Consider the following 20,088-nt stretch of genomic DNA (forward strand, 5'->3'; position numbering starts at 1 on the left):
CCGGAAAAATCCTTTTTCGCTTGAGGCCAACGCGCTGGCCAGGATCGTGACAGATGTGGAGTTGGACATGACGCAGCCTGCAAAGGTCCAAGAGCCCTCTATGGAGGAGATTCTGGCGTCGATCCGCCGCATTATAGCGGACGATGAGAAGCCCGCGGCGTCTGGAAAGACCGTCGCTGCTGACGCAGCCGTAGCAAAACCTGGATCTGTCAGTTCGGTCCCTAAGCCGGCACCTCCCGCAAACGCTGACGGCGCCAACAGCCAGGACGATATTGACGCGATGCTTGCGAACTTCGACGCCGCAACCGCGGAGGAGGAAGTCCGGCCCGCCCAGGCTGAGGAGGTGTTTGAACTGACGGATGAGATGGCCGTGCCGAATGCAACGCAAGCCGCTTTTCAGAAGATCGAGCCTCAGGACGATTTGGAATTCGCCGAAATTGCGCAGGTTCCGGCTATCCCACCGGATCCCGCCACCGCGGCTCGACCGTCCAGTCTAAATGCCGCAGCAGCGGAAATTCTGTCGCATTCGACGGTTTCCGCCGTCGAAACGGCCTTCAGCTCGCTTGCCAGTACGGTGCTGACGAATAACGCCCGCACCCTTGAGGACCTCGTCAAGGAGATGCTGCGCCCGATGCTGAAGTCCTGGCTCGATGACAACCTGCCGGGGCTGGTGGAACGCATCGTCAAGGCTGAAATCGAGCGGGTCTCGCGCGGTCGTCCGTAATCCATTCCCGTAGCCGGGAAAGCCGCGGCTATTGGAGCGGGGAAAGTCCCGCTCTCCTGACGTCCTTGAGCTCACATCTGCGCTCCATGGCCGGTTTATTCGGCGGTCTTGTTGACTTGATGCGCCCTGAAAGGCTTTTAGCGGTCAGAGGATATATTCCGTGAATTGACCTGAAACGCCCCGACGGTGATTGCATTGCCATGATCGAAAAAACCTACCAGCCCTCTGATATTGAAAATCGAATGTCCCGCGTTTGGGAAGAGGCCGGTGCATTCAAAGCCGGCCAGCCTGAACGCCGCGAGGCTGAGCCGTTCACGATCGTCATTCCGCCGCCGAACGTCACCGGCTCGTTGCACATGGGGCACGCGCTGAACAACACCTTACAGGACGTGCTGTGTCGCTTCGAGCGGATGCGTGGCCGCGACGTTTTATGGCAGCCAGGTACCGATCACGCCGGCATCGCGACTCAGATGGTGGTGGAGCGGCAGTTGGCGGAACGGAAGGAGCCCGGCCGCCGCGACATGGGCCGCGGCAGGTTTCTCGAGCGGGTTTGGCAGTGGAAGGCCGAGAGTGGCGGCGTTATCGTCAACCAGTTGAAACGGCTCGGTGCGTCCTGCGATTGGTCGCGTGAGCGTTTCACCATGGACGAAGGGCTGTCACGCGCGGTTGCCAAAGTTTTTGTCGAACTGCATCGCGCCGGCTTGATCTACAAGGACAAGCGGCTGGTTAATTGGGATCCGAAACTGCTCACCGCGATCTCCGATCTCGAGGTGAACCAGGTCGAGGTGAAGGGTAGCCTGTGGCATCTGCGCTACCCGGTCGAGGGTAAGAACTTCGATCCGAGTGATCCTTCAACCTATGTCGTCGTCGCCACCACACGGCCGGAGACGATGTTGGGCGATACTGCCGTCGCCGTGCATCCGGACAATGAGAAGCTCGAACACTTGATCGATTGCAACGTCGTGCTGCCTTTGGTCGGCAGGATCATTCCGGTCATCGGCGACGACTATGCCGATCCGGAGAAGGGCACCGGCGCAGTCAAAATTACTCCGGCCCACGATTTTAATGATTTCGAGGTTGGAAAGCGCCACCGCCTGCCGCAAATCAGTGTGCTCGATCGCGAAGGCCGGCTGACGCTATCCAACAACGAGGATTTTCTGCGCGGCCTTCCGGCTGGCGCGTTGATTCTGGCTGAAGAATTCGACGGCTTGGATCGCTTCGCCGCGCGCAAGGCGATCGTGGCGCGTCTCGAAGAGTTCGGTTTTCTCGACAAGATCGAGCCTCATGCGCACACAGTACCACACGGTGACCGCTCCGGCGTCGTCATCGAACCGTATCTGACTGACCAATGGTACGTTGACGCCAAGGAACTGGCGCGGCCCGCGATGTCCGCCGTTCGTTCGGGCGAAACAACATTTGTGCCGAAGAACTGGGAGAAGACCTACTTCGAGTGGATGGAGAACATCCAGCCCTGGTGTATTTCGAGGCAGCTCTGGTGGGGTCATCAGATTCCGGCCTGGTATGGTCCGGACGGCAAGGTGTTTGTCGCAGAGACGGAGGAAGAAGCGATCGGCCATGCGCTCGGCTTTTACGTTGAGCAAGGTGTCATCACCGTCGAGCAAGGCGCCGAAATGGCGAGCGATCCGGCAAAGCGTGATGGCTTCATTACGCGAGACGAAGACGTGCTCGACACCTGGTTTTCTTCGGCGTTGTGGCCGTTCTCGACGCTCGGCTGGCCCGATGAGACGCCGGAGTTGAAACGTTACTATCCGACCAGCGTGCTCGTCACCGGGTTCGATATCATCTTCTTCTGGATTGCCCGAATGATGATGATGGGCATCTATTTCATGAAGGAAGCCCCGTTTGCGACCGTTTACATCCACGCGCTCGTTCGCGACGAGAAGGGCGCCAAGATGTCGAAGTCGAGGGGCAACGTCATTGATCCTCTGCATCTGGTCGATAAATACGGCGCGGATGCGCTGCGCTTCACGCTCGCCGCAATGGCGGTGCAGGGCCGCGATATCAAGTTGTCTCCGCAGAGGGTCGAAGGCTATCGCAATTTCGCGACCAAGCTTTGGAACGCGTGCCGCTTCGCGGAGATGAACGATTGTGTCGTTCCTGCGCAGTTTGATCCGACCGCCGCGACTGAAACGCTCAATCGATGGATTGTCCATGAGACTGCGCGCGCGACGTGCGAGGTCACCGAGGCAATTGAATCCTCTCGTTTCAATGACGCCGCGGGCACGGTCTACCGCTTTGTCTGGAACGTCTACTGCGATTGGTATCTTGAACTCGCAAAGCCTGTAATTTTGGGCGAAGATGGCCCCGCCAAGTCTGAGACCCGCGCGATGGTCGCTTGGGCCCGCGATGAAATTTTGAAGCTTTTACATCCGTTCATGCCGTTCATCACAGAGGAGTTATGGGCGGTAACTTCGGCGCGGAAGCAATTGCTGACCCTGACGGAGTGGCCAAACAAGGTAGATCTCACCCTCAAGCAGCGGACGCTGATCGCGGCCGCCGATCCCTTCGCTGGACCAGAGCCGGTGACCGATCTGTTGGAGCCCTATTTTCGCGACGATGCTGCCGAAGCCGAGATCGGTTGGGTGGTCGATCTCGTCACAGCCATTCGCTCGGTCCGTGCGGAGATGAACATTCCACCTGCAACCCTGGCGTCGCTGGTGCTCGCAGGCGCATCCGCCGAAAGCAGGGTGCGGGCGCAGCGCTGGAGTGATGTCATCAAGCGGATGTCCCGGCTTGCGGACATCTCATTCGCAGACCAGGCACCGGCAGGCGCCGTGCAACTGCTGATCCGCGGCGAAGTTGCCGCGCTTCCGTTAAAAGGCATCGTCGACGTCGCCGCTCAGCGCACGCGTTTAGAGAAGGAAATCGCCAAGGCTGACGCCGACATCGATCGCGTGGAATCCAAGCTTGCAGATCAGAATTTCGTTGCCAACGCGCCCGAAGAAATCGTCGAGGACGAAAAAGAAAAGCGGGAAGCCGCAGTCGCACGCAAGGCAAAATTTGTCGAGGCTTTGGAGCGTTTGAAGGCCGCTGAGTGAGTGCTGCTCGGCCGTCATCACTGCGCCCTTTGAGTCTGCTATGGCTTGGGGGCGTAGGGTTGCGGCTCACGATCCTTGCCGTGCCGCCGGTACTGGCGCTTATCATTTCCGATCTTGCACTGTCAGGAACAGAGGTCGGGATTCTCAATGCCATTCCGGTGAGTTTGTTCGCGCTTGTCGCGGTACCCGGATCGCTGCTGATCGCGCGCGTTGGCGCTGTCAGGGCGCTTGTGGTCGGCCTCCTGATTGCAGCGGTCGGATCGGCGCTACGCGGTTTTGCCGTCGGCGCAATGACTCTGTTCGCGGCGACAGCGCTGATGGCGGCGGGCGTCGCTGTGATGCAACCGGCGTTTCCGCCGCTGGTGCGGCAGTGGGTTCCTCGCAGGATTGGTTTTGCCACAGCCGTCTACACCAATGGTTTGCTATGCGGCGAAATCTTTCCGGTCGTGCTCGTAGCCGTGGCCGTGCTCTTGCTGGGAGGTGGGTGGCGCGGGAGTCTCGAACTCTGGTCGATCGCGGCGGCAGTGATCGCACTAGTCATCTTCGTTGCGCGGCCGGACGGCGAACATACATCTGCTCAACACAGCCGCTGGATGCCGGACTGGCGAGATCCGCTGCTCTGGAAAGTCGGCCTCGTCGCCAGCGCGAACAACCAGCTCTATTTCTGCACAAACGCGTTTCTGCCGGGCCTGCTGCTGCAAACCGGTCATACTGAGTTGATTGGGCCTGCGCTATCGGCGCTCAACCTCGGGCAGTTGCCGGGGTCGGTCCTCCTTATGCTGATGGCGAGTCGCCTGGAGCGGAAAAGATGGCCGCTCATTCTTTGCGGCGTGCTCGGCCTGCTTTCTGTCCTCGGCGTCGCGACGAGTACAAGTCTCTGGGTGATCGTCGGCTCGGCGGCGCTGGTGGGCTTCACCTGCGCCGTGGGCCTGACACTTGTGCTGACGTTGCCGGCTCTGCTCGTCGCTCCCGATGACGTGCCTCACAACTCGGCCGGAATGTTCACGATCGGTTACGGGATCGCCATGCTGATCTCCATCGTCGGAGGGATGGTCTGGGATATCACGGGGAATGCCGCCTTTGCGTTCGTGCCGATCGGTCTTGCCGTCGTACCGATGATCGTGCTGCCATTTGGAATCGATTTCAGAACCCAGCGTTCTTGAACGGCTTGCTAAGGAATTTCGATTCTTTCAGTCCGTATCGCCATGGCAGGTCGGCGGCCTTGGTAATGCCGATGCGCACGCCGGCGACGACTTCAACCCCGTCTGCGCGCTGAAATATGGCGATAGGAGGCGTATCGAGCGGCAGCGCGTTATGCGCAATCGATATGCCGAGCGCCTGGCATAATTTGCCTGGCCCCGAACATAAGAGGCGCTCGTCATGCAGCCCGCGCCGGCGTCGCATCGCTGGAATGCCGTGGGTTGGCTGTAGCGCGCGGATCAGAACCGCGGCGGCAGAGCCATCCATTTCGCAGACGAAGTTCACGCACCAGTGGATGCCGTAAGAGCGATAGACATAGGCAAATCCAGGCGGGCCGAACATCACTATGTTCCGCGGCGTCGGTCCTCGATGGGAGTGCGCGGCTGGCTCGGTGTGATGATAGGCCTCCACTTCGACGATGATGCCGCCGATGCCTTCGACCAGCAGGGTCGCGCCGATCAGGTCGGGTGCCACGTCATGCACGCTGCGACTGAAAAACCCGCGTTTGATCGGCTTGCCGAGAGCAGGCGGCGTCAGACCGTCGGATGGGGATGGATTTAGAGTCATTTTCCAATGCAGGCGGGCGGTCGGGTCATAATGGGATATGTTACATATCTGACTGATCTGGCGAAGCGGGTTGCAGCCCTGCGTCGCGCAGATTACCTAAAGTCTCCTGCACAACCGGATCATTCCATGGTCGTCATCCTCGATACGGTTTCCGCCGACCCCGTCCGGCCACGGCATCCGGAAAAGATCAACCGGCCGGACGCGTTGTCGCCGCCAAAGCCGGACTGGATTCGCGTACGCGCGCCGAACACGCGCGGCTATTCGGACACGCGCCGGATAGTCAAGGAGAACGGTCTCGTCACGGTGTGCGAAGAGGCCGGCTGCCCGAACATCGGCGAGTGCTGGGACAAGAAGCACGCGACCTTCATGATCATGGGCGACACCTGCACCCGCGCCTGCGCATTCTGCAACGTCAAGACGGGTATGCCGGTCGCGTTGCAGGCTTCGGAGCCCGAATATGTGGCCGAGGCGACGCGCAAACTGGGTCTGGCCCACGTTGTCGTCACATCCGTTGATCGCGACGATCTCGACGACGGTGGGGCAGGGCATTTTGCCGAGACAATTCACGCGATACGCGAGCGTTGCCCGACCACCACCGTCGAAATCCTGACGCCGGATTTCCTCCGCAAGAAGGGGGCGCTGGAAAGGGTCGTGGCGGCGAAGCCCGACGTCTTCAACCACAATCTCGAAACCGTGCCGTCGCGCTATCTCACCGTCCGGCCAGGTGCGCGCTATTTTCACTCGATCCGCCTGCTGCAGCGGGTGAAGGAGATCGATCCGGCGATATTCACCAAGTCAGGCATCATGGTTGGGCTTGGCGAGGAGCGTCATGAAGTCTTGCAGGTGATGGACGATCTGCGGTCGGCCGATGTCGACTTTCTCACCATCGGACAGTATCTGCAGCCGACCCGCAAGCATCACGCCGTGATACGCTATGTCACGCCGGAGGAGTTTTCGAATTATGAGACCGTCGCCTACACCAAGGGCTTTCTGATGGTATCGGCGAGCCCGCTGACTCGTTCGTCACATCATGCCGGTGAGGATTTTGCGAAGCTGCGGGCCGCGCGCGCCGCGCAGGCGCGCTAGTCCGTCTCGCCATGCAGCGTGTTCTGGTCGTGGGATCGCCGGGATCCGGCAAATCCATGTTCGCCAAAAAGCTCTCGTCGATCATGGACGTTCCCATGGTATCGCTCGACGCCCTGTTTTGGAGATCCGGCTGGACCCCATCCGAAGGCGCCGACTTCGACAGGCGCGTGACCGAAGCGACAAATGCCCCGCACTGGGTCATGGAGGGTAATTATCTCTCGCACGCGGGTATGTTGCGACGTGAACGCGCCGACACCGTCGTCTGGTTAGATCTGCCGCGGATGACCTGTATGATCGGCGTCATGATCAGAACAGCGACTGGTCATGGACGGGTAAGGCCTGAGATGTCGCCGGGCTGTTCGGAAAGGTTCGATGCCGACTTTCTGCATTATGTCTGGACTTTCTGCCAAAAACAGCGTCCGCAGCTTGCGCGCTTCGTTGAGGGCTTGCGCTCCGATCAGATCCTAATGCGCTTCACGCGCCGATCTGAGGCAGATCGCTATCTGCACGATCTTTCCGCTTCAGAGAGCGTTCACTGATGCCGTTGTTTTCAAGCAAACGCCGCGTTCGTCACAGCGCTAACGAGATGTTCGATCTGGTGGCGGACGTCGAACGCTACCCGGAGTTTGTGCCGCTATGCCAGTCGCTGAAGGTGCGTCAGCGTACCACCGCGGCCGACGGTAAGGAGGTCGTGGTCGCCGATATGACCGTGTCGTTCAAACTGGTGCGCGAGACCTTTACGAGCAGGGTGACGCTGGATCGGCCGAACCTCAAAATTTTCGTCGAATACCTGCGCGGACCGTTCAGCCACATGGAGAATCGCTGGACGTTTGAGCCGAAACCGGATCAAGGCTGCGATGTCGTGTTTTTCATCACGTATGAGTTCAAGAGCCGGATGCTGGCAATGCTGATGGGCGCGATGTTCGACACCGCGTTCCAACGCTTTGCAGCGGCATTCGAGAAACGCGCCGACGCTGTCTACGGTTCGCCGAAGGTGGTAAGTTGACGCGATACGGTCTTAGGTTTTCTTTGGAGAAGGTTTCACCGGTCCTGCGGTGCGCCGCCGCTCGGAAGTGCGCCGCGCCGGCGTACGCGCTGCTCGCGGTCGTGATCGACTAACGCTTTCGCGGCGGACTTTCGCAGGTGGCTTCGGGCCGCGCGCTAATTCCATCAGCATCCGCAGGGCTTCGACAACCGAACGTTGCCGTACTGAACTCCGACCGATGGCACCAAAGCGGAATTCGCGATGGATCATGCGGCCGTCACGCGCTGCGGCCGCGAAATGAACAAGGCCCACGGGCTTGCCGGGTGTCGCGCCGCCGGGACCGGCGATCCCGGTGATGGCGACGGCCAGATCGGTGCCGGCTCGTTCCAGCGCGCCAACTGCCATTGCGGTCGCGGTTTCCTTGCTGACAGCGCCAAAACTGTCGAGCGTGATGGATTTAACGCCAAGCATCGCGCGCTTGGCGTCATTGGAATAGGTGACGAAACCGCGATCGATGACGTCCGAGGAGCCGGGAATCTCGGTCAGTGCCCCGGCGACCAGTCCGCCGGTGCAGGATTCGGCCGTTGCGATGGTAAGCTTGCGCATCCGGCAAAGATCGAGCAGCGAACGCGACAGGGCGCGTGTGTCGCTGCCGCTCATGTCAGGTGTCCCAGCCCTTGTCGTTCCACGGCAGGCGGACGGTGGCGCTGGCGGTAGCCGCGATTCCTTCCTCACGCCCGGTGAAGCCGAGCCGTTCGCTGGTCGTCGCCTTGACAGCGATACGCGAGATGGCGACCCCAGTGATGTCCGAGATGCGAGCGCGCATCTGGTCGCGCAGAGGTCCGATCTTCGGCTGTTGGCATATCATGGTGACTTCGAGATTGGCGATGCGGCCGCCGCGCGCCGTAACTTTGTCGATAGCGTACTTCAGAAATTTATCGGAAGCCGCACCCTTCCACTGCGGATCGCTGGGAGGGAAATGCGAACCAATGTCGCCGTCCGCGAGCGCTCCGAGAATGGCATCGACAAGCGCGTGCAAACCGACGTCGCCATCGGAGTGCGCCAGGAAACCGCGATTGTGCGGAACCTTCAAACCGCACAGCATGAGGTGATCGCCGTCGCCGAAGGCGTGCACGTCATAGCCCGTGCCAGTCCTGATGTCGCCGAGCGATGCCGCGAGGCGCGCTTCCTCGCGCACGAAATCTTCGGGAGTCGTTAGTTTCATGTTTGCAGCATCGCCCTCAAATGTCGCAACCGTCAATCCTACCCACTCGGCGAGCGCGGCGTCGTCGGTAAAATCGTCGCGGCCGTCGCGTGCCGCCCGGCGATGCGCATCGAGAATCATCTCGAAATGGAATGCCTGCGGCGTCTGCGCGATCCGCAGCTTTGCACGGTCGGGGGTCGCGTTGACCGCGCCGGATGCATCAACCTGTTTGATGGTGTCGGTAACGGGAATAGCGGGCACCGCCGCGCCGGCTTTATCCGCGGCGTCGATTGCGCGCGTGATCAGTGCCGGTGTTACGAACGGGCGGGCGGCATCGTGGATCAGCACGATGTCCGGTGCGTCGGCTGCCAATGCCTCGAGGCCTGCGCGAACGGAGGCTTGGCGGGTGGCACCGCCATTCGCCGGCTGGCGATAGCGGAATCCGGCGACGGCCTGATTGAACATGGAAAGGTCATCGGGATTGAGCACCGGCTGAACGGCAAATACGTCGGGGTGTTGGCAGAACGCCTCCATCGCCCGCGAAATCACGGTTCGTCCGCCAATTGTCCGGTATTGTTTGGGGCCTCCAGCGCCAGCGCGCAGGCCCCGGCCAGCGGCAACGATGATGGCGGCAGTTCGTTTTGAGGTGAGCATTGGAATCGCTGTGAAGGAATCAGGTTGTTTGAGCAAGCCCTTACCATGAAGGTAGCAAAACTGCAGGTGGCGAATTAATCGTCGCAGCGCAGTTGCAAGATACCGGAAACTGTCTATTGTATAGGCATGTATCTATATTGCCTAATAAATAAGCTGATTTTCGGTCAGTGAGGCTGCGACGGAGTAGTTGGACCATGAGCACGAGCCCGACCGGTCCTGCTCCGTCATCAGGGCTCAAGCCATTCGCGGTTGGAGGTATTTCCATCTGCAACCGCGTTCTTCTTGCGCCGATGTCGGGAATCACGGACCGGCCCTTCCGGCGCCTTGCTGAAGCGTTGGGAGCAGGGCTCGTTGTTTCCGAGATGACTGCCAGCGACGATCTCGTCCGGGGTCGGCCTATGTCCGTGCTCCGCTGTGAAGCCACCGGTCACGGACCACACGTGGTTCAGCTTGCCGGCTGTGAGATGCGCTGGATGGCGGAAGGCGCCCGGATCGCCGAGGCAGCTGGCGCCGACATCATCGATATCAACATGGGTTGTCCCGCCCGCCACGTGACAGGCGGTCAGTCTGGTTCGGCGCTGATGCGCGATCTCGATCATGCCCTCGATCTGATCGAGGCGACGGTCGGCGCGGTGAAAGTCCCGGTCACACTCAAAATGCGCCTCGGATGGGACGATGGCTCGCTCAATGCGCCTTCGCTGGCCCAGCGCGCCGAATCCGCTGGCGTGCACATGATTACGGTTCACGGCCGAACGCGTTGCCAGTTCTACAAGGGTCACGCCGATTGGCAGGCTGTGCGAGCGGTGAAAGAAGCGGTCCGCATTCCCGTCGTCGTCAACGGCGACATCACGTCGTTCGATGCAGCCGTCGCTGCGTTGGAGGCGTCGGGGGCCGATGCTGTCATGGTGGGGCGCGGTGCGCAGGGCCGACCCTGGATGCCTGGTCAGATTGGGCGGCAGCTCGAAACCGGTATCGAAGAACCGCATCCTCCGCTCGCGGACCAGTTGGCGTATGTCCGCACGCTCTATGACGACCTGCTCCTGCACTACGGCCTGCGCATAGGGCTTCGTCATGCGCGAAAACATCTCGGCTGGGCGCTCGATACGGCGGCAGCGCTTCGTGCTGTACCAACACCGATCCTGAAGACCTGGCGGGGGAAAATTCTGAAGGCTGATGATCCGGCCTGCGTACAGCGATCACTGGCGGATGCGTTCGAGGACTTCGCGTGGAGGGCTGCGGCATGAGTTCGATCGCACAGCGCCCGCGCGTCGCGCCCAGCGATAGCGAGGCTATTCTCAACGCACTGCCGAACCCCGTGCTACTGGTCGCGCCCGACGGTCGGATCGTCGACGCCAACATCGCGGCAGAGTCCTTCTTCGAGATGTCGAAGCAGTTCCTGCAACGCGAGCCGCTAAAGCAGCTTGTCCCCTTCGGCAGCCCGCTCCTGACCCTGATCGATCAGGTTCGTGAGAGCGGTGCGCCTGTAAACGAGTTCAAGGTCGATCTCGGCACGCCGAGGATCGGCCGGGATCGTCAGGTCGACTTGCATGTCGCGCCCCTGACGGAACGGCCCGCTCATGTGGTGGTGATGATCCAAAAGCGCACCATCGCTGACAAGATGGATCGGCAGCTGACCCATCGTAGCGCGGCGCGCTCGGTGATTGCGCTTGCGGCCATGCTCGCTCACGAGATCAAGAACCCGCTCTCCGGCATTCGCGGCGCGGCGCAGCTTCTCGAACAGGGGGCGACGCCGGACGACCGAATGCTGACCCGCCTGATCTGCGACGAGGCGGACCGCATCGTCACGCTGGTTGATCGCATGGAGGTATTCGGCGACGAGCGGCCGATGAGGTGGGGGCCAGTCAACATTCACGCTGTCCTCGATCATGTCAAACGGCTCGCGCAGTCGGGCTTCGCGCGAAAGGTGAGATTCACCGAGGATTACGATCCGTCGCTTCCGCCGGTCCTCGCCGACCGGGATCAGCTGGTTCAGATCTTTCTGAACCTTGTCAAAAATGCTGCGGAGGCCATTTCTGATCTCGGAGAAGAGGGGGAAATCCAGTTCACGACCGCATTCCGCCCAGGCTTGCACCTTTCCCTCCCGGGCAAGAAAGCGCGGGTTTCGCTGCCGCTGGAATTTTGCGTCAAGGACAACGGCCCCGGCGTAGCGGAGGACCTGCTTCCGAACCTGTTCGATCCATTCGTAACAACCAAGCAGACCGGGAGCGGGCTCGGCCTCGCGCTCGTCGCTAAGATCGTTGGGGACCACGGTGGCATCGTCGAGTGCGAGTCGCAGCCGCGCAAGACCACCTTCCGGATCCTGCTACCGATGTTCGATTCCAGTCCAGTAGACCAGCTTGGCAATGACGTTACCGCATCCGGAATGTCGTCACGCGCCGCACGCCATCCAGTATGAGGACAAAATGCCTCCAGCCAACATACTTATCGCCGATGACGATGGAGCCATCCGCACGGTGCTCAATCAGGCTTTGTCGCGTGCTGGATATGATGTGCGCTTGACGGGAAATGCCGCAACGCTGTGGCGATGGGTCAGCCAGGGCGAAGGAGATATCGTCATCACTGACGTGGTGATGCCGGACGAGAACGCTTTCGATCTGCTGCCGCGCATCAAGAAAATCAGGCCGAACTTACCGGTCATTGTGATGAGCGCGCAGAACACTTTCATGACGGCGGTCCGCGCTTCCGAGCGCGGTGCATATGAATATCTCCCCAAACCGTTCGATCTCAAGGAGCTGATCGCAATCGTGGGCCGCGCGCTTGCTGAGCCCAAGGAGCGCGCGGCCACCGGCAGCGACGAGAACGAATGCGATTCCCTTCCGTTGATCGGTCGATCCCCCGCCATGCAGGAAATCTATCGTGTGCTGGCGCGGCTGATGCAGACCGACCTGACCGTGATGATCTCCGGCGAGTCCGGCACCGGCAAGGAACTGGTCGCGCGCGCGCTTCACGACTACGGCAAGCGTCGCAACGGCCCCTTCGTCGCCGTGAATATGGCGGCAATTCCCCGCGACCTTATCGAGTCGGAATTGTTCGGCCACGAACGCGGCGCGTTCACGGGTGCAAACGCCCGCGCGTCAGGCCGTTTCGAGCAGGCAGAAGGAGGGACCCTCTTCCTCGATGAAATCGGCGATATGCCGATGGAGGCGCAGACACGTCTGCTCCGCGTGCTTCAGCAGGGTGAATATTCCACCGTCGGAGGAAGGACCGCCATCAAGACGGATGTCCGCATCGTTGCGGCAACCAACAAGGATCTCCGTATCCTGATCCAGCAGGGGCTATTTCGCGAGGATCTTTTTTTCCGCCTTAACGTGGTACCGCTGCGCCTGCCGCCGCTCCGCGAACGCATCGAGGATCTGCCGGATCTTATCCGGCACTTCTTTGTCCTCGCTGAAAGGGATGGACTGCCGCCCAAGAAGCTAGACACGCTTGCGCTCGAGCGCTTGAAGCGGCACCGCTGGCCCGGCAACGTCCGCGAGCTGGAAAACCTGGCGCGCAGGCTTGCGGCGCTCTACCCGCAAGATATCATCACCGGCCCGGTGATCGATTGCGAACTTGCATCACCTGCGGTGGCCTCCGGAATCGGCGGAAATAGTATCAACGGTCTCAGTGGCGCCGTCGAAATGCACCTGTCGTCGCTTTTCGCCAGCTTCCCGAATGGGCTCCCGCCGCCGGGCTTGTACCACCGCGTTCTCAGGGAGATTGAGGTTCCGCTTCTCACCGCCGCGCTGACGGCTACCCATGGCAACCAGATCCGGGCAGCCGACCTTCTAGGTTTGAACCGCAACACGCTCCGCAAAAAAATTCGCGATCTGGACATCCAAGTCTACCGGTCCGCAGGGTAGAAGCGGGGGGCTATCCGGTCAGTTTTCCACTGCTCACGTTTGATTGACGATTCCAGTTGTTTTGCCGGTTCGCGCCCGATGTTTGCGCCGCGGAAATGTCTCAATTGTGCAACATTGTTGTACGATTGCATCAGTTCGCTGGTTTGACCGACGCCAGCCTCAACACTCAACCTTCTCGCGAATGACCACAGCAGACACGCCGGTTCCATCACACGATCCGACACTCGCCGAGTCGCGCGGCTGGACCATGCGCCGGCTATTGGCGCCGGTCGGGATTGGCCTAGCGTTGCTATCGGCATTCCTGACGTTTGTGGTTTTGGTTCGTCTCACGCCGATCGAGCCGACCCACCGAGTTGTCATCACGTTTCTGCTGATAGACGCGGGCATCATTCTTCTGCTCGTCGGCATTATCGCTCGCGAAGTCTGGCGTGTCGTGCAAGCACGCCGCCGCGGTCGCGCCGCCGCGAAGCTGCATGTTCAGGTGGTCGGTCTGTTCTCGGTCATTGCCGTGCTGCCGGCGGTCGTGGTCTCGGTCGTTGCCAGCATCACGATCGATCGGGGACTCGACCGTCTGTTTTCAGGACCGATCAAGGAGGTCATTGAGAACTCGCGGATCGTCGCACACGCCTATGCGAACGAACACGCCCAACTGATTCGGGGCGACATTCTCGGCATGGCCAATGACATCTCCAATGCGCGGCCGTTATACGACCAGGACCGCAAGACATTTCTCCAGCTCCTGACCTCGAGCGCCAATGCCCGCAACCTTCGGGGTGCGATGCTGATTGATAAAGAAGGCCACATGCTTGTATCGGCGCAAACCGGAATCAAGCTGGCCTACGACACACCGAACCCCGACTTTCTCAAGAATGTCAACGAGGACGATCCGCAGGTCGCGTTAATTCCGGAGGCAAACTATGTCGCCGCCGTCATTCGCCTGAGCGCGTTCCAGGACACTTTTCTTTATGTCGCAAGACTGCTCGACCCCTACGTCGTCGCGCAATTGAAACAGACCGAATCAAGCCTTGCTGTATACGCCACGATTGAGGCTCGGCGCCTCGGCATCCAGGTGGCGCTCGCGCTGATGTTCGCCGTGATCGCGCTGACCATTCTGATGGCGTCGGTATTGCTTGGCCTGAACTTCGCCGACCGGTTCGTCGCACCAGTCCGACGCTTGATGAATGCGGCCAATCTCGTGTCTACTGGCGACCTGAACGTGCAGGTACCTGTCCTGAAATCCGAAGGAGATCTGGCGCAGCTCGGTGAAACCTTCAATAAGATGACGGCCGAGTTGCGAACCCAGCGCGACGAACTCGTTAGCGCGAGCGGCCTGATCGACAGCCGGCGCCGTTTCATCGAGGCGGTATTGTCGTCGGCCAGCGCCGGCATCATCGGCGTCGACGGCGCCAACACCATCCGCATCCTGAACCGCTCGGCGGAGAAACTGATCGGCCATTCGGAATCGGAAACTCTGGGGCATCCGTTGTCCGAGGTGGTACCTGAGCTGAGCGATCTCATGCAAACGGCGAGGGAAGGGACGCAGCGGCTGGTGCAGGGCCAGATTACCCTTAATCGGGACGGCAATGAGCGCAATGTCTCGGTACGCGTCAGTGCCGAGCAAACCAGTCAATCACGTGACAGTTACATCATTACTTTGGACGATATCACGGAGCTGGTGACCGCGCAGCGCACGTCTGCCTGGGGCGACGTGGCGCGACGAATCGCTCATGAAATCAAAAATCCATTGACGCCGATCCAACTGTCGGCCGAACGCATCCGCCGCAAATTCGGCAAGGCGATCACCCAAGACAAGCCGATTTTCGAGCAGTGCACCGATACGATCGTGCGTCAGGTCGAGGATATCAGGCGGATGGTCGATGAGTTTTCGCGTTTCGCGCGAATGCCGAAGCCTGTGATGGAAGGAGAGGATGTCGCCGATACAGTCCGCCAGACAGTTTTTCTCATGCGTGTTGGGCATCCCGAGATCGATATTGAAGCCGACATCAGGCATGAACCGATGCGCGCGAAGTTTGATCGGCGGCTGATCTCACAGGCACTGACCAATATCATCAAGAACGCAGCCGAAGCTATCGAAGCCGTGCCGCCGGAGATACTCGGAAAAGGCCGGATCGATGTTGTCGCGGCGCAGGAAGAAGACGACATCGTCATTGACGTGATCGATAATGGTGTTGGCTTGCCGAAAGTTGCGCGCGCGCGGCTGCTGGAGCCTTACGTAACGACACGCGAGAAGGGCACCGGCCTTGGTCTAGCGATCGTGGGGCGCGTCTTGCAAGACCATGGCGGCAAGCTCGAACTCAACGACGCCTCGGCGATAAAGCCGGGGGCGCGGGGAGCCTGGATGCGGTTGCGGTTTGCCGTCGCAGGGCAGGCGAATGCTGGAACCATTAGCAAGGATGGAGCGACTAACGGCGATAACGTGACCGAAGACTGAGGTTGCTACCGGCGACTGACGAGGCGGATCCAATTCATGGCACACGACATTCTCATTGTTGACGACGAGGCAGACATTCGCGACCTCGTTGCGGGCATCCTGGAAGACGAGGGTTTCACGACTCGAACCGCGCGTAACAGCGATGAAGCGCTTGCGGAGGTTTCAAACCGTCGTCCGCACATGGTGTTTCTCGACATCTGGTTGCAAGGCAGTAAGCTTGACGGGCTGCAACTGCTCGAAATGATCAAGCAGGACAGTCCCGATATGCCGGTCGTCATGATCTCCGGTCATGGTAACATCGAAACGGCAGTTGCGGCCATCAAACGCGGTGCCTATGACTTCATTGAAAAGCCCTTCAAATCCGATCGCCTGATTCTAGTGGCGACGCGTGCCCTCGAAACGTCACGTCTAAAGCGCGAGGTGCGTGAACTGAAGCAGCTTGCGCCAGCGGCAAGCTCGCTGGTCGGACGTTCGCCATGCGTGAATCAACTTCGGCAAACCATCGAGCGCGCGGCGAAAGCCAACAGCCGCATCATGATCGTCGGCCCGTCCGGATCCGGTAAGGAACTGGCAGCGCGAACGCTTCACAATCAGTCGAGCCGTGCTGAAGGACCGTTTGTCGTCATTAACGCTGCGGCGATTACACCGGAACGCATGGAGTCCGAACTGTTCGGCGTCGAGCAGATCGACGGCCAGCAGCCCCGCAAGGCCGGCGCGCTGGAAGAAGCGCATGGCGGGACGCTGTTCATCGACGAGATCGGCGATATGCCGCGCGAGACTCAGAACAAGATCATGCGGGTTCTGGTCGATCAGACATTTCAACGCTTTGGTGGCACGACCAAGATCAAGGTGGATGTGCGCATCATCTCGTCGACAGCGCGCAACCTGGAGGAGGAGATTGCCGCAGGCCGGTTCCGTGAAGACCTCTACCATCGGTTATCAGTGGTGCCGATCCGCGTTCCGGCACTGTCCGAACGCCGCGAGGACATTCCCGAGCTGATTGAATTTTTCATGGATCATATCTCTGCCGCAAGCGGGCTACCGAAGCGAAAGATCGGCGACGACGCGATGGCCGTGCTGCAATCTCATGTCTGGCCCGGCAATGTCCGGCAGCTCCGAAACAATGTCGAGCGCGTGATGATCCTGGCCGGCGGAGGTCCGGAGGTCATCATCACCGCGGATATGTTACCGCAGGATGTCGGCTCCATGGTTCCGGCAATGCCGTCAGGCGTCAATGGTGAGCACATCATGGGCCTGCCGCTGCGAGAGGCTCGCGAGGTTTTCGAGCGCGACTATCTGATCGCTCAGATCAGCCGTTTCTCCAATAATATTTCTCGGACCGCGGAGTTTGTCGGCATGGAGCGCTCGGCGTTGCATCGCAAACTCAAGGCGCTCGGCGTCAACTAGAACTCTGAAGCGAACTCGCCGCATGTCGCGAATTGCTTATGTCAACGGCCGATATCGCGATCTGCGCGATGCTTGCGTCAATGTCGAGGATCGCGGCTATCAGTTTGCTGACGGCGTTTATGAGGTCTGCGAAGTGCGCGGCGCGATGCTGGTTGATTTTCCCCGGCACATGGCCCGCTTGCAGCGGTCGCTGCGCGAGTTGCAGATCGCCGAACCGATGCCGATCACGGCGCTCGCGATCATTATGCGAGAGGTGGTGCGGCGGAATCGCGTGACGTACGGAATAGTGTATCTGCAGGTGACTCGTGGCGTTGCTCGGCGTGATCATGCATTTCCGCCAAGCTCTGTGAAGCCGAGTGTCGTCGTCACAGCCCGTGCGCTCGATTACGAAAAAAAGCAGCAAACCGCCGCTACCGGCATCAAGGTGATCACGCTGGCGGAAAATCGTTGGCCGCGGGTGGATATCAAGTCGGTGTCGCTGCTGCCCAATGTGCTGGCAAAGCAGGAGGCTCGCGAGAAGGGGGCCTATGAGGCGTGGTATGTCGACAGCGATGGATTCATTACCGAAGGTGCGTCGAGCAACGCCTGGATCGTGACGAAAGACGGCCGCGCTGTCACCCGGTCAGTGGACCGCGGCATTCTCGCAGGCATCACGCGGGCCGTGCTCGTGGAAGTCATGGGGGCTCTTCAGATCAGGCTGGAAGAACGCCCATTCACACCTGCGGAAGCGCGCGAGGCGGCGGAGGCCTTTGTAACTTCGGCCTCTCAGATCGTCATGCCTGTCGTCGCGATCGACGGTCAGGTGGTGGGAAATGGTCAGCCTGGCGGTATTACAAGGCAGCTTCGGGAAGAATTCCACCGCTTTTCAGCATTTTCCTGATGGTTTTTGTAAATCCGGGCGAACCTATGGCCCGAACTGGCTTGCGTAACATCATGCTCTGCCCTCTAATCTAGGTGCCGGATCCATGAGGAGGAACTCAGAGGGAGCCGGCGGCCACGGGACGCTCCGGGAGGGTTGTTTCCGGCTCAAAAAACAAAGCTGAACTGCGGATAACAAAAATGGCGATAGAGCGCGCACAAAACCTACAGGACACTTTCCTCAACCACGTTCGCAAGACGAAAACGCCTCTGACGATCTTTCTGGTGAACGGAGTCAAACTACAGGGAATTGTTACTTGGTTCGATAATTTCTGTCTGCTCCTTAGACGCGATGGCCATTCGCAACTGGTTTATAAACACGCGATTTCGACCATCATGCCGGGCGCTCCGATCCAGTTGTTCGAGGGTGGCGAGGACGGTCCGCTTTGAGCATGCATTTGAAAGTTTCCTGATTGGAAACCCGACAATTAGAGGGGAGCATCGACCCATCGGGGTCGATGCAGAACAAGCCGACCGGACGAGCGATCGTCATCGGTCCCTATGTGCGGGCGCGGGGCGGCGATGCCGAGACGCCCCAGACAGGACGCACCCTGCGCAATACCGACGCGCGGCTGGATGAAGCCGCCGGCCTCGCGAGGGCGATCGACCTCCATGTGGTTCAGGCGATAGTCGCTCCGGTCAGCCAGATCAGGCCTGCCACATATCTCGGCAAGGGCAAGGTCGAAGAGTTGAAGGGCTTGATCGTCGCCGATGAAGCGAGTCTCGTGGTGATGGATTGTGCGTTGTCACCCATTCAACAGCGCAATCTGGAAAAAGCCTGGGGCACAAAGGTGCTGGACCGGACGGGCTTGATTCTTGAAATCTTCGGGCGCCGCGCCAAGACAAAAGAGGGTGCGCTTCAGGTTGAGCTCGCCCATCTCAACTATCAGCGTAGCCGTCTGGTGCGCTCCTGGACCCATCTTGAACGGCAGCGTGGTGGCTTCGGCTTCATGGGTGGACCTGGCGAAACCCAGATCGAGGCCGACCGTCGCCTGATCGGTGATCGCATCACGCGACTGGAAAACGAACTCAAAAAGGTACAGGCGACGCGAAGGCTGCATCGCGCCGGGCGGCAACGCGTGCCATATCGCGTGGTCGCGCTCGTCGGGTATACAAATGCTGGCAAATCGACGCTGTTCAATCGATTGACGCGCGCTGATGTTCAGGCAGCGGACATGCTGTTCGCGACGCTCGATCCCACGCTGCGCTCGCTTGTGCTACCCCACGGTGCAAAGGCCATGCTGTCAGACACCGTCGGATTCATTTCCAATTTGCCAACTCAGCTCGTCGCTGCGTTTCGCGCGACGCTGGAGGAGGTGATAGAGGCCGACATTCTCCTTCATGTTCGTGACATTTCGCACGAGGATACCGGGGCGCAGCAGCACGACGTCGAAACGGTGCTGCATCAACTTGGCATCGACCCCGGAGGAACCACGCGCGTTCTCGAGGTCTGGAATAAGATCGATCGCTTCGATGTGGATCAACGCAAAGATCTGGAAAACATAGCTGCACGCCGCTCGACGGACGTGCCCTGTTTCCTCGTCTCTGCCGAAACTGGCGAGGGGGTCGAGCCGCTGCTCGCGGCGATCGAGGATCAACTTGCGGCAACCCGAACCACGCTGGACCTTTCGATCGATGCCTCGAATGGAGCGGCGATCAGTTGGCTGCATCGAAACTCCGAAGTGCTCGCCAAGGAACTGCGCGACGGCCATTACGATATGACCGTCAGGGTCGATGAGACAAAACGAGACATACTCGTCAACCAATATGGCGCGGTACCACGCCCGCTTTAGAGCGTGATCCCGAAAAGTGGAAACCGGTTTTCGGACAAGATCATGCTCAGTTGAAAGAGAATAAAGCAGAGTTTGGTTCAACACAGTTGAATCGAGACTCTGTGAGCTGCGTCACCGGATTCCTTTTCGCAAAGCAGGGTCGCGCAGGACCAGTCTTGACCGGCAAAGCCGCAGCC

The 20,088-nt window shown here is 60.0% G+C and carries 17 protein-coding genes; 14 read left to right on the forward strand and 3 right to left on the reverse strand.

Annotation, left to right across the window (positions count from 1 at the left end; translation table 11 throughout):
• Positions 1-67: 67 nt before the first annotated feature.
• From ACM561_RS07680 to ACM561_RS07690, 3 genes are all read left to right on the forward strand, one after another.
• Entirely contained in the window at positions 68-724 is a 657-nt protein-coding gene (locus ACM561_RS07680) for a DUF2497 domain-containing protein (RefSeq protein ID WP_425909197.1), read from the forward strand.
• 200 nt (positions 725-924) lie between these two features.
• Positions 925-3,783: a valine--tRNA ligase gene (locus ACM561_RS07685; RefSeq protein WP_425909199.1), complete on the forward strand. Its 2,859-nt coding sequence runs from the start codon at positions 925-927 to the stop codon at positions 3,781-3,783.
• Positions 3,780-4,946: a CynX/NimT family MFS transporter gene (locus tag ACM561_RS07690; protein ID WP_425909200.1), complete on the forward strand. Its 1,167-nt coding sequence runs from the start codon at positions 3,780-3,782 to the stop codon at positions 4,944-4,946. Before ACM561_RS07685 ends, ACM561_RS07690 begins: the two co-directional genes overlap by 4 nt.
• Here the strand turns inward: ACM561_RS07690 and ACM561_RS07695 are convergent.
• A complete protein-coding gene (locus ACM561_RS07695; protein WP_425909202.1) occupies positions 4,927-5,550 on the reverse strand; it encodes a DNA-3-methyladenine glycosylase in 624 nt (207 codons plus the stop codon). The genes ACM561_RS07690 and ACM561_RS07695 overlap by 20 nt on opposite strands.
• Before the next feature lie 126 nt (positions 5,551-5,676).
• Here ACM561_RS07695 and lipA point away from each other — a divergent pair, with 126 nt between their 5' ends.
• From lipA to ACM561_RS07710, 3 genes are read left to right on the forward strand one after another with little or no spacing between them, the layout of a single operon-like run.
• Positions 5,677-6,636, forward strand: coding sequence for a lipoyl synthase (lipA, locus tag ACM561_RS07700; protein ID WP_425909676.1), 960 nt, complete (start codon positions 5,677-5,679; stop codon positions 6,634-6,636).
• A gap of 11 nt (positions 6,637-6,647) precedes the next feature.
• A complete protein-coding gene (locus ACM561_RS07705) occupies positions 6,648-7,175 on the forward strand; it encodes an AAA family ATPase (RefSeq protein ID WP_425909204.1) in 528 nt (175 codons plus the stop codon).
• Positions 7,175-7,642 (forward strand): type II toxin-antitoxin system RatA family toxin, encoded by a 468-nt coding sequence (locus ACM561_RS07710; RefSeq protein ID WP_425909206.1) that lies wholly within the window; start codon positions 7,175-7,177, stop codon positions 7,640-7,642. Before ACM561_RS07705 ends, ACM561_RS07710 begins: the two co-directional genes overlap by 1 nt.
• 12 nt (positions 7,643-7,654) lie before the next feature.
• On the opposite strand, the gene ACM561_RS07715 is transcribed toward ACM561_RS07710, so the two are convergent.
• Positions 7,655-8,281 carry a CinA family protein gene (locus tag ACM561_RS07715; protein WP_425909208.1) on the reverse strand — a complete coding sequence of 209 codons (627 nt, stop codon included), beginning with the start codon at positions 8,279-8,281 and terminating at the stop codon, positions 7,655-7,657.
• A gap of 1 nt (position 8,282) precedes the next feature.
• Positions 8,283-9,479, reverse strand: a complete 1,197-nt coding sequence (locus ACM561_RS07720) for a bifunctional 2-C-methyl-D-erythritol 4-phosphate cytidylyltransferase/2-C-methyl-D-erythritol 2,4-cyclodiphosphate synthase (protein ID WP_425909210.1) — start codon at positions 9,477-9,479, stop codon at positions 8,283-8,285.
• Between the two features lie 194 nt (positions 9,480-9,673).
• On the opposite strand from ACM561_RS07720, the gene dusB reads away from it, so the two are divergent.
• The 8 genes from dusB to hflX all read left to right on the forward strand — a co-directional run bounded on the left by dusB (position 9,674) and on the right by hflX (position 19,912).
• Entirely contained in the window at positions 9,674-10,723 is a 1,050-nt protein-coding gene (gene dusB / locus ACM561_RS07725; protein WP_425909212.1) for a tRNA dihydrouridine synthase DusB, read from the forward strand.
• On the forward strand, positions 10,720-11,895 hold the full coding sequence (locus tag ACM561_RS07730) for a two-component system sensor histidine kinase NtrB (protein ID WP_425909214.1): 1,176 nt from the start codon (positions 10,720-10,722) through the stop codon (positions 11,893-11,895). The genes dusB and ACM561_RS07730 overlap by 4 nt, the downstream gene beginning before the upstream one ends.
• Before the next feature lie 7 nt (positions 11,896-11,902).
• Positions 11,903-13,342 (forward strand): nitrogen regulation protein NR(I), encoded by a 1,440-nt coding sequence (ntrC, locus tag ACM561_RS07735; RefSeq protein WP_425909216.1) that lies wholly within the window; start codon positions 11,903-11,905, stop codon positions 13,340-13,342.
• A 181-nt stretch (positions 13,343-13,523) separates the two neighbouring features.
• Positions 13,524-15,794, forward strand: coding sequence for an ATP-binding protein (locus tag ACM561_RS07740; RefSeq protein WP_425909218.1), 2,271 nt, complete (start codon positions 13,524-13,526; stop codon positions 15,792-15,794).
• 36 nt (positions 15,795-15,830) lie between these two features.
• Entirely contained in the window at positions 15,831-17,201 is a 1,371-nt protein-coding gene (locus ACM561_RS07745; protein WP_309773997.1) for a sigma-54-dependent transcriptional regulator, read from the forward strand.
• A 22-nt stretch (positions 17,202-17,223) separates the two neighbouring features.
• A complete protein-coding gene (locus ACM561_RS07750) occupies positions 17,224-18,081 on the forward strand; it encodes a D-amino-acid transaminase (RefSeq protein WP_425909220.1) in 858 nt (285 codons plus the stop codon).
• Between the two features lie 179 nt (positions 18,082-18,260).
• Positions 18,261-18,509 carry an RNA chaperone Hfq gene (gene hfq / locus ACM561_RS07755; protein ID WP_425909222.1) on the forward strand — a complete coding sequence of 83 codons (249 nt, stop codon included), beginning with the start codon at positions 18,261-18,263 and terminating at the stop codon, positions 18,507-18,509.
• 23 nt (positions 18,510-18,532) lie between these two features.
• Positions 18,533-19,912: a GTPase HflX gene (hflX, locus tag ACM561_RS07760; RefSeq protein ID WP_425909224.1), complete on the forward strand. Its 1,380-nt coding sequence runs from the start codon at positions 18,533-18,535 to the stop codon at positions 19,910-19,912.
• The last annotated feature ends 176 nt before the right edge of the window (positions 19,913-20,088 follow it).

This window comes from Nitrobacter sp. TKz-YC02, from assembly GCF_049852135.1.
GTDB classification, from domain to species: Bacteria; Pseudomonadota; Alphaproteobacteria; order Rhizobiales; family Xanthobacteraceae; genus Nitrobacter; species Nitrobacter vulgaris.

Excerpts from the sequence above, each read along its gene's own strand:
- ntrC (WP_425909216.1), top strand. The coding sequence starts at position 11,903 with ATGCCTCCAGCCAACATACTTATCGCCGATGACGATGGAGCCATCCGC.
- ACM561_RS07685 (WP_425909199.1), top strand. The coding sequence starts at position 925 with ATGATCGAAAAAACCTACCAGCCCTCTGATATTGAAAATCGAATGTCC.
- ACM561_RS07740 (WP_425909218.1), top strand. The coding sequence starts at position 13,524 with ATGACCACAGCAGACACGCCGGTTCCATCACACGATCCGACACTCGCC.
- ACM561_RS07705 (WP_425909204.1), top strand. The coding sequence starts at position 6,648 with ATGCAGCGTGTTCTGGTCGTGGGATCGCCGGGATCCGGCAAATCCATG.
- ACM561_RS07680 (WP_425909197.1), top strand. The coding sequence starts at position 68 with ATGACGCAGCCTGCAAAGGTCCAAGAGCCCTCTATGGAGGAGATTCTG.
- ACM561_RS07715 (WP_425909208.1), bottom strand. The coding sequence starts at position 8,281 with ATGAGCGGCAGCGACACACGCGCCCTGTCGCGTTCGCTGCTCGATCTT.
- ACM561_RS07720 (WP_425909210.1), bottom strand. The coding sequence starts at position 9,479 with ATGCTCACCTCAAAACGAACTGCCGCCATCATCGTTGCCGCTGGCCGG.
- ACM561_RS07750 (WP_425909220.1), top strand. The coding sequence starts at position 17,224 with ATGTCGCGAATTGCTTATGTCAACGGCCGATATCGCGATCTGCGCGAT.
- dusB (WP_425909212.1), top strand. The coding sequence starts at position 9,674 with ATGAGCACGAGCCCGACCGGTCCTGCTCCGTCATCAGGGCTCAAGCCA.
- ACM561_RS07730 (WP_425909214.1), top strand. The coding sequence starts at position 10,720 with ATGAGTTCGATCGCACAGCGCCCGCGCGTCGCGCCCAGCGATAGCGAG.
- hfq (WP_425909222.1), top strand. The coding sequence starts at position 18,261 with ATGGCGATAGAGCGCGCACAAAACCTACAGGACACTTTCCTCAACCAC.
- ACM561_RS07695 (WP_425909202.1), bottom strand. The coding sequence starts at position 5,550 with ATGACTCTAAATCCATCCCCATCCGACGGTCTGACGCCGCCTGCTCTC.
- ACM561_RS07745 (WP_309773997.1), top strand. The coding sequence starts at position 15,831 with ATGGCACACGACATTCTCATTGTTGACGACGAGGCAGACATTCGCGAC.
- ACM561_RS07710 (WP_425909206.1), top strand. The coding sequence starts at position 7,175 with ATGCCGTTGTTTTCAAGCAAACGCCGCGTTCGTCACAGCGCTAACGAG.
- lipA (WP_425909676.1), top strand. The coding sequence starts at position 5,677 with ATGGTCGTCATCCTCGATACGGTTTCCGCCGACCCCGTCCGGCCACGG.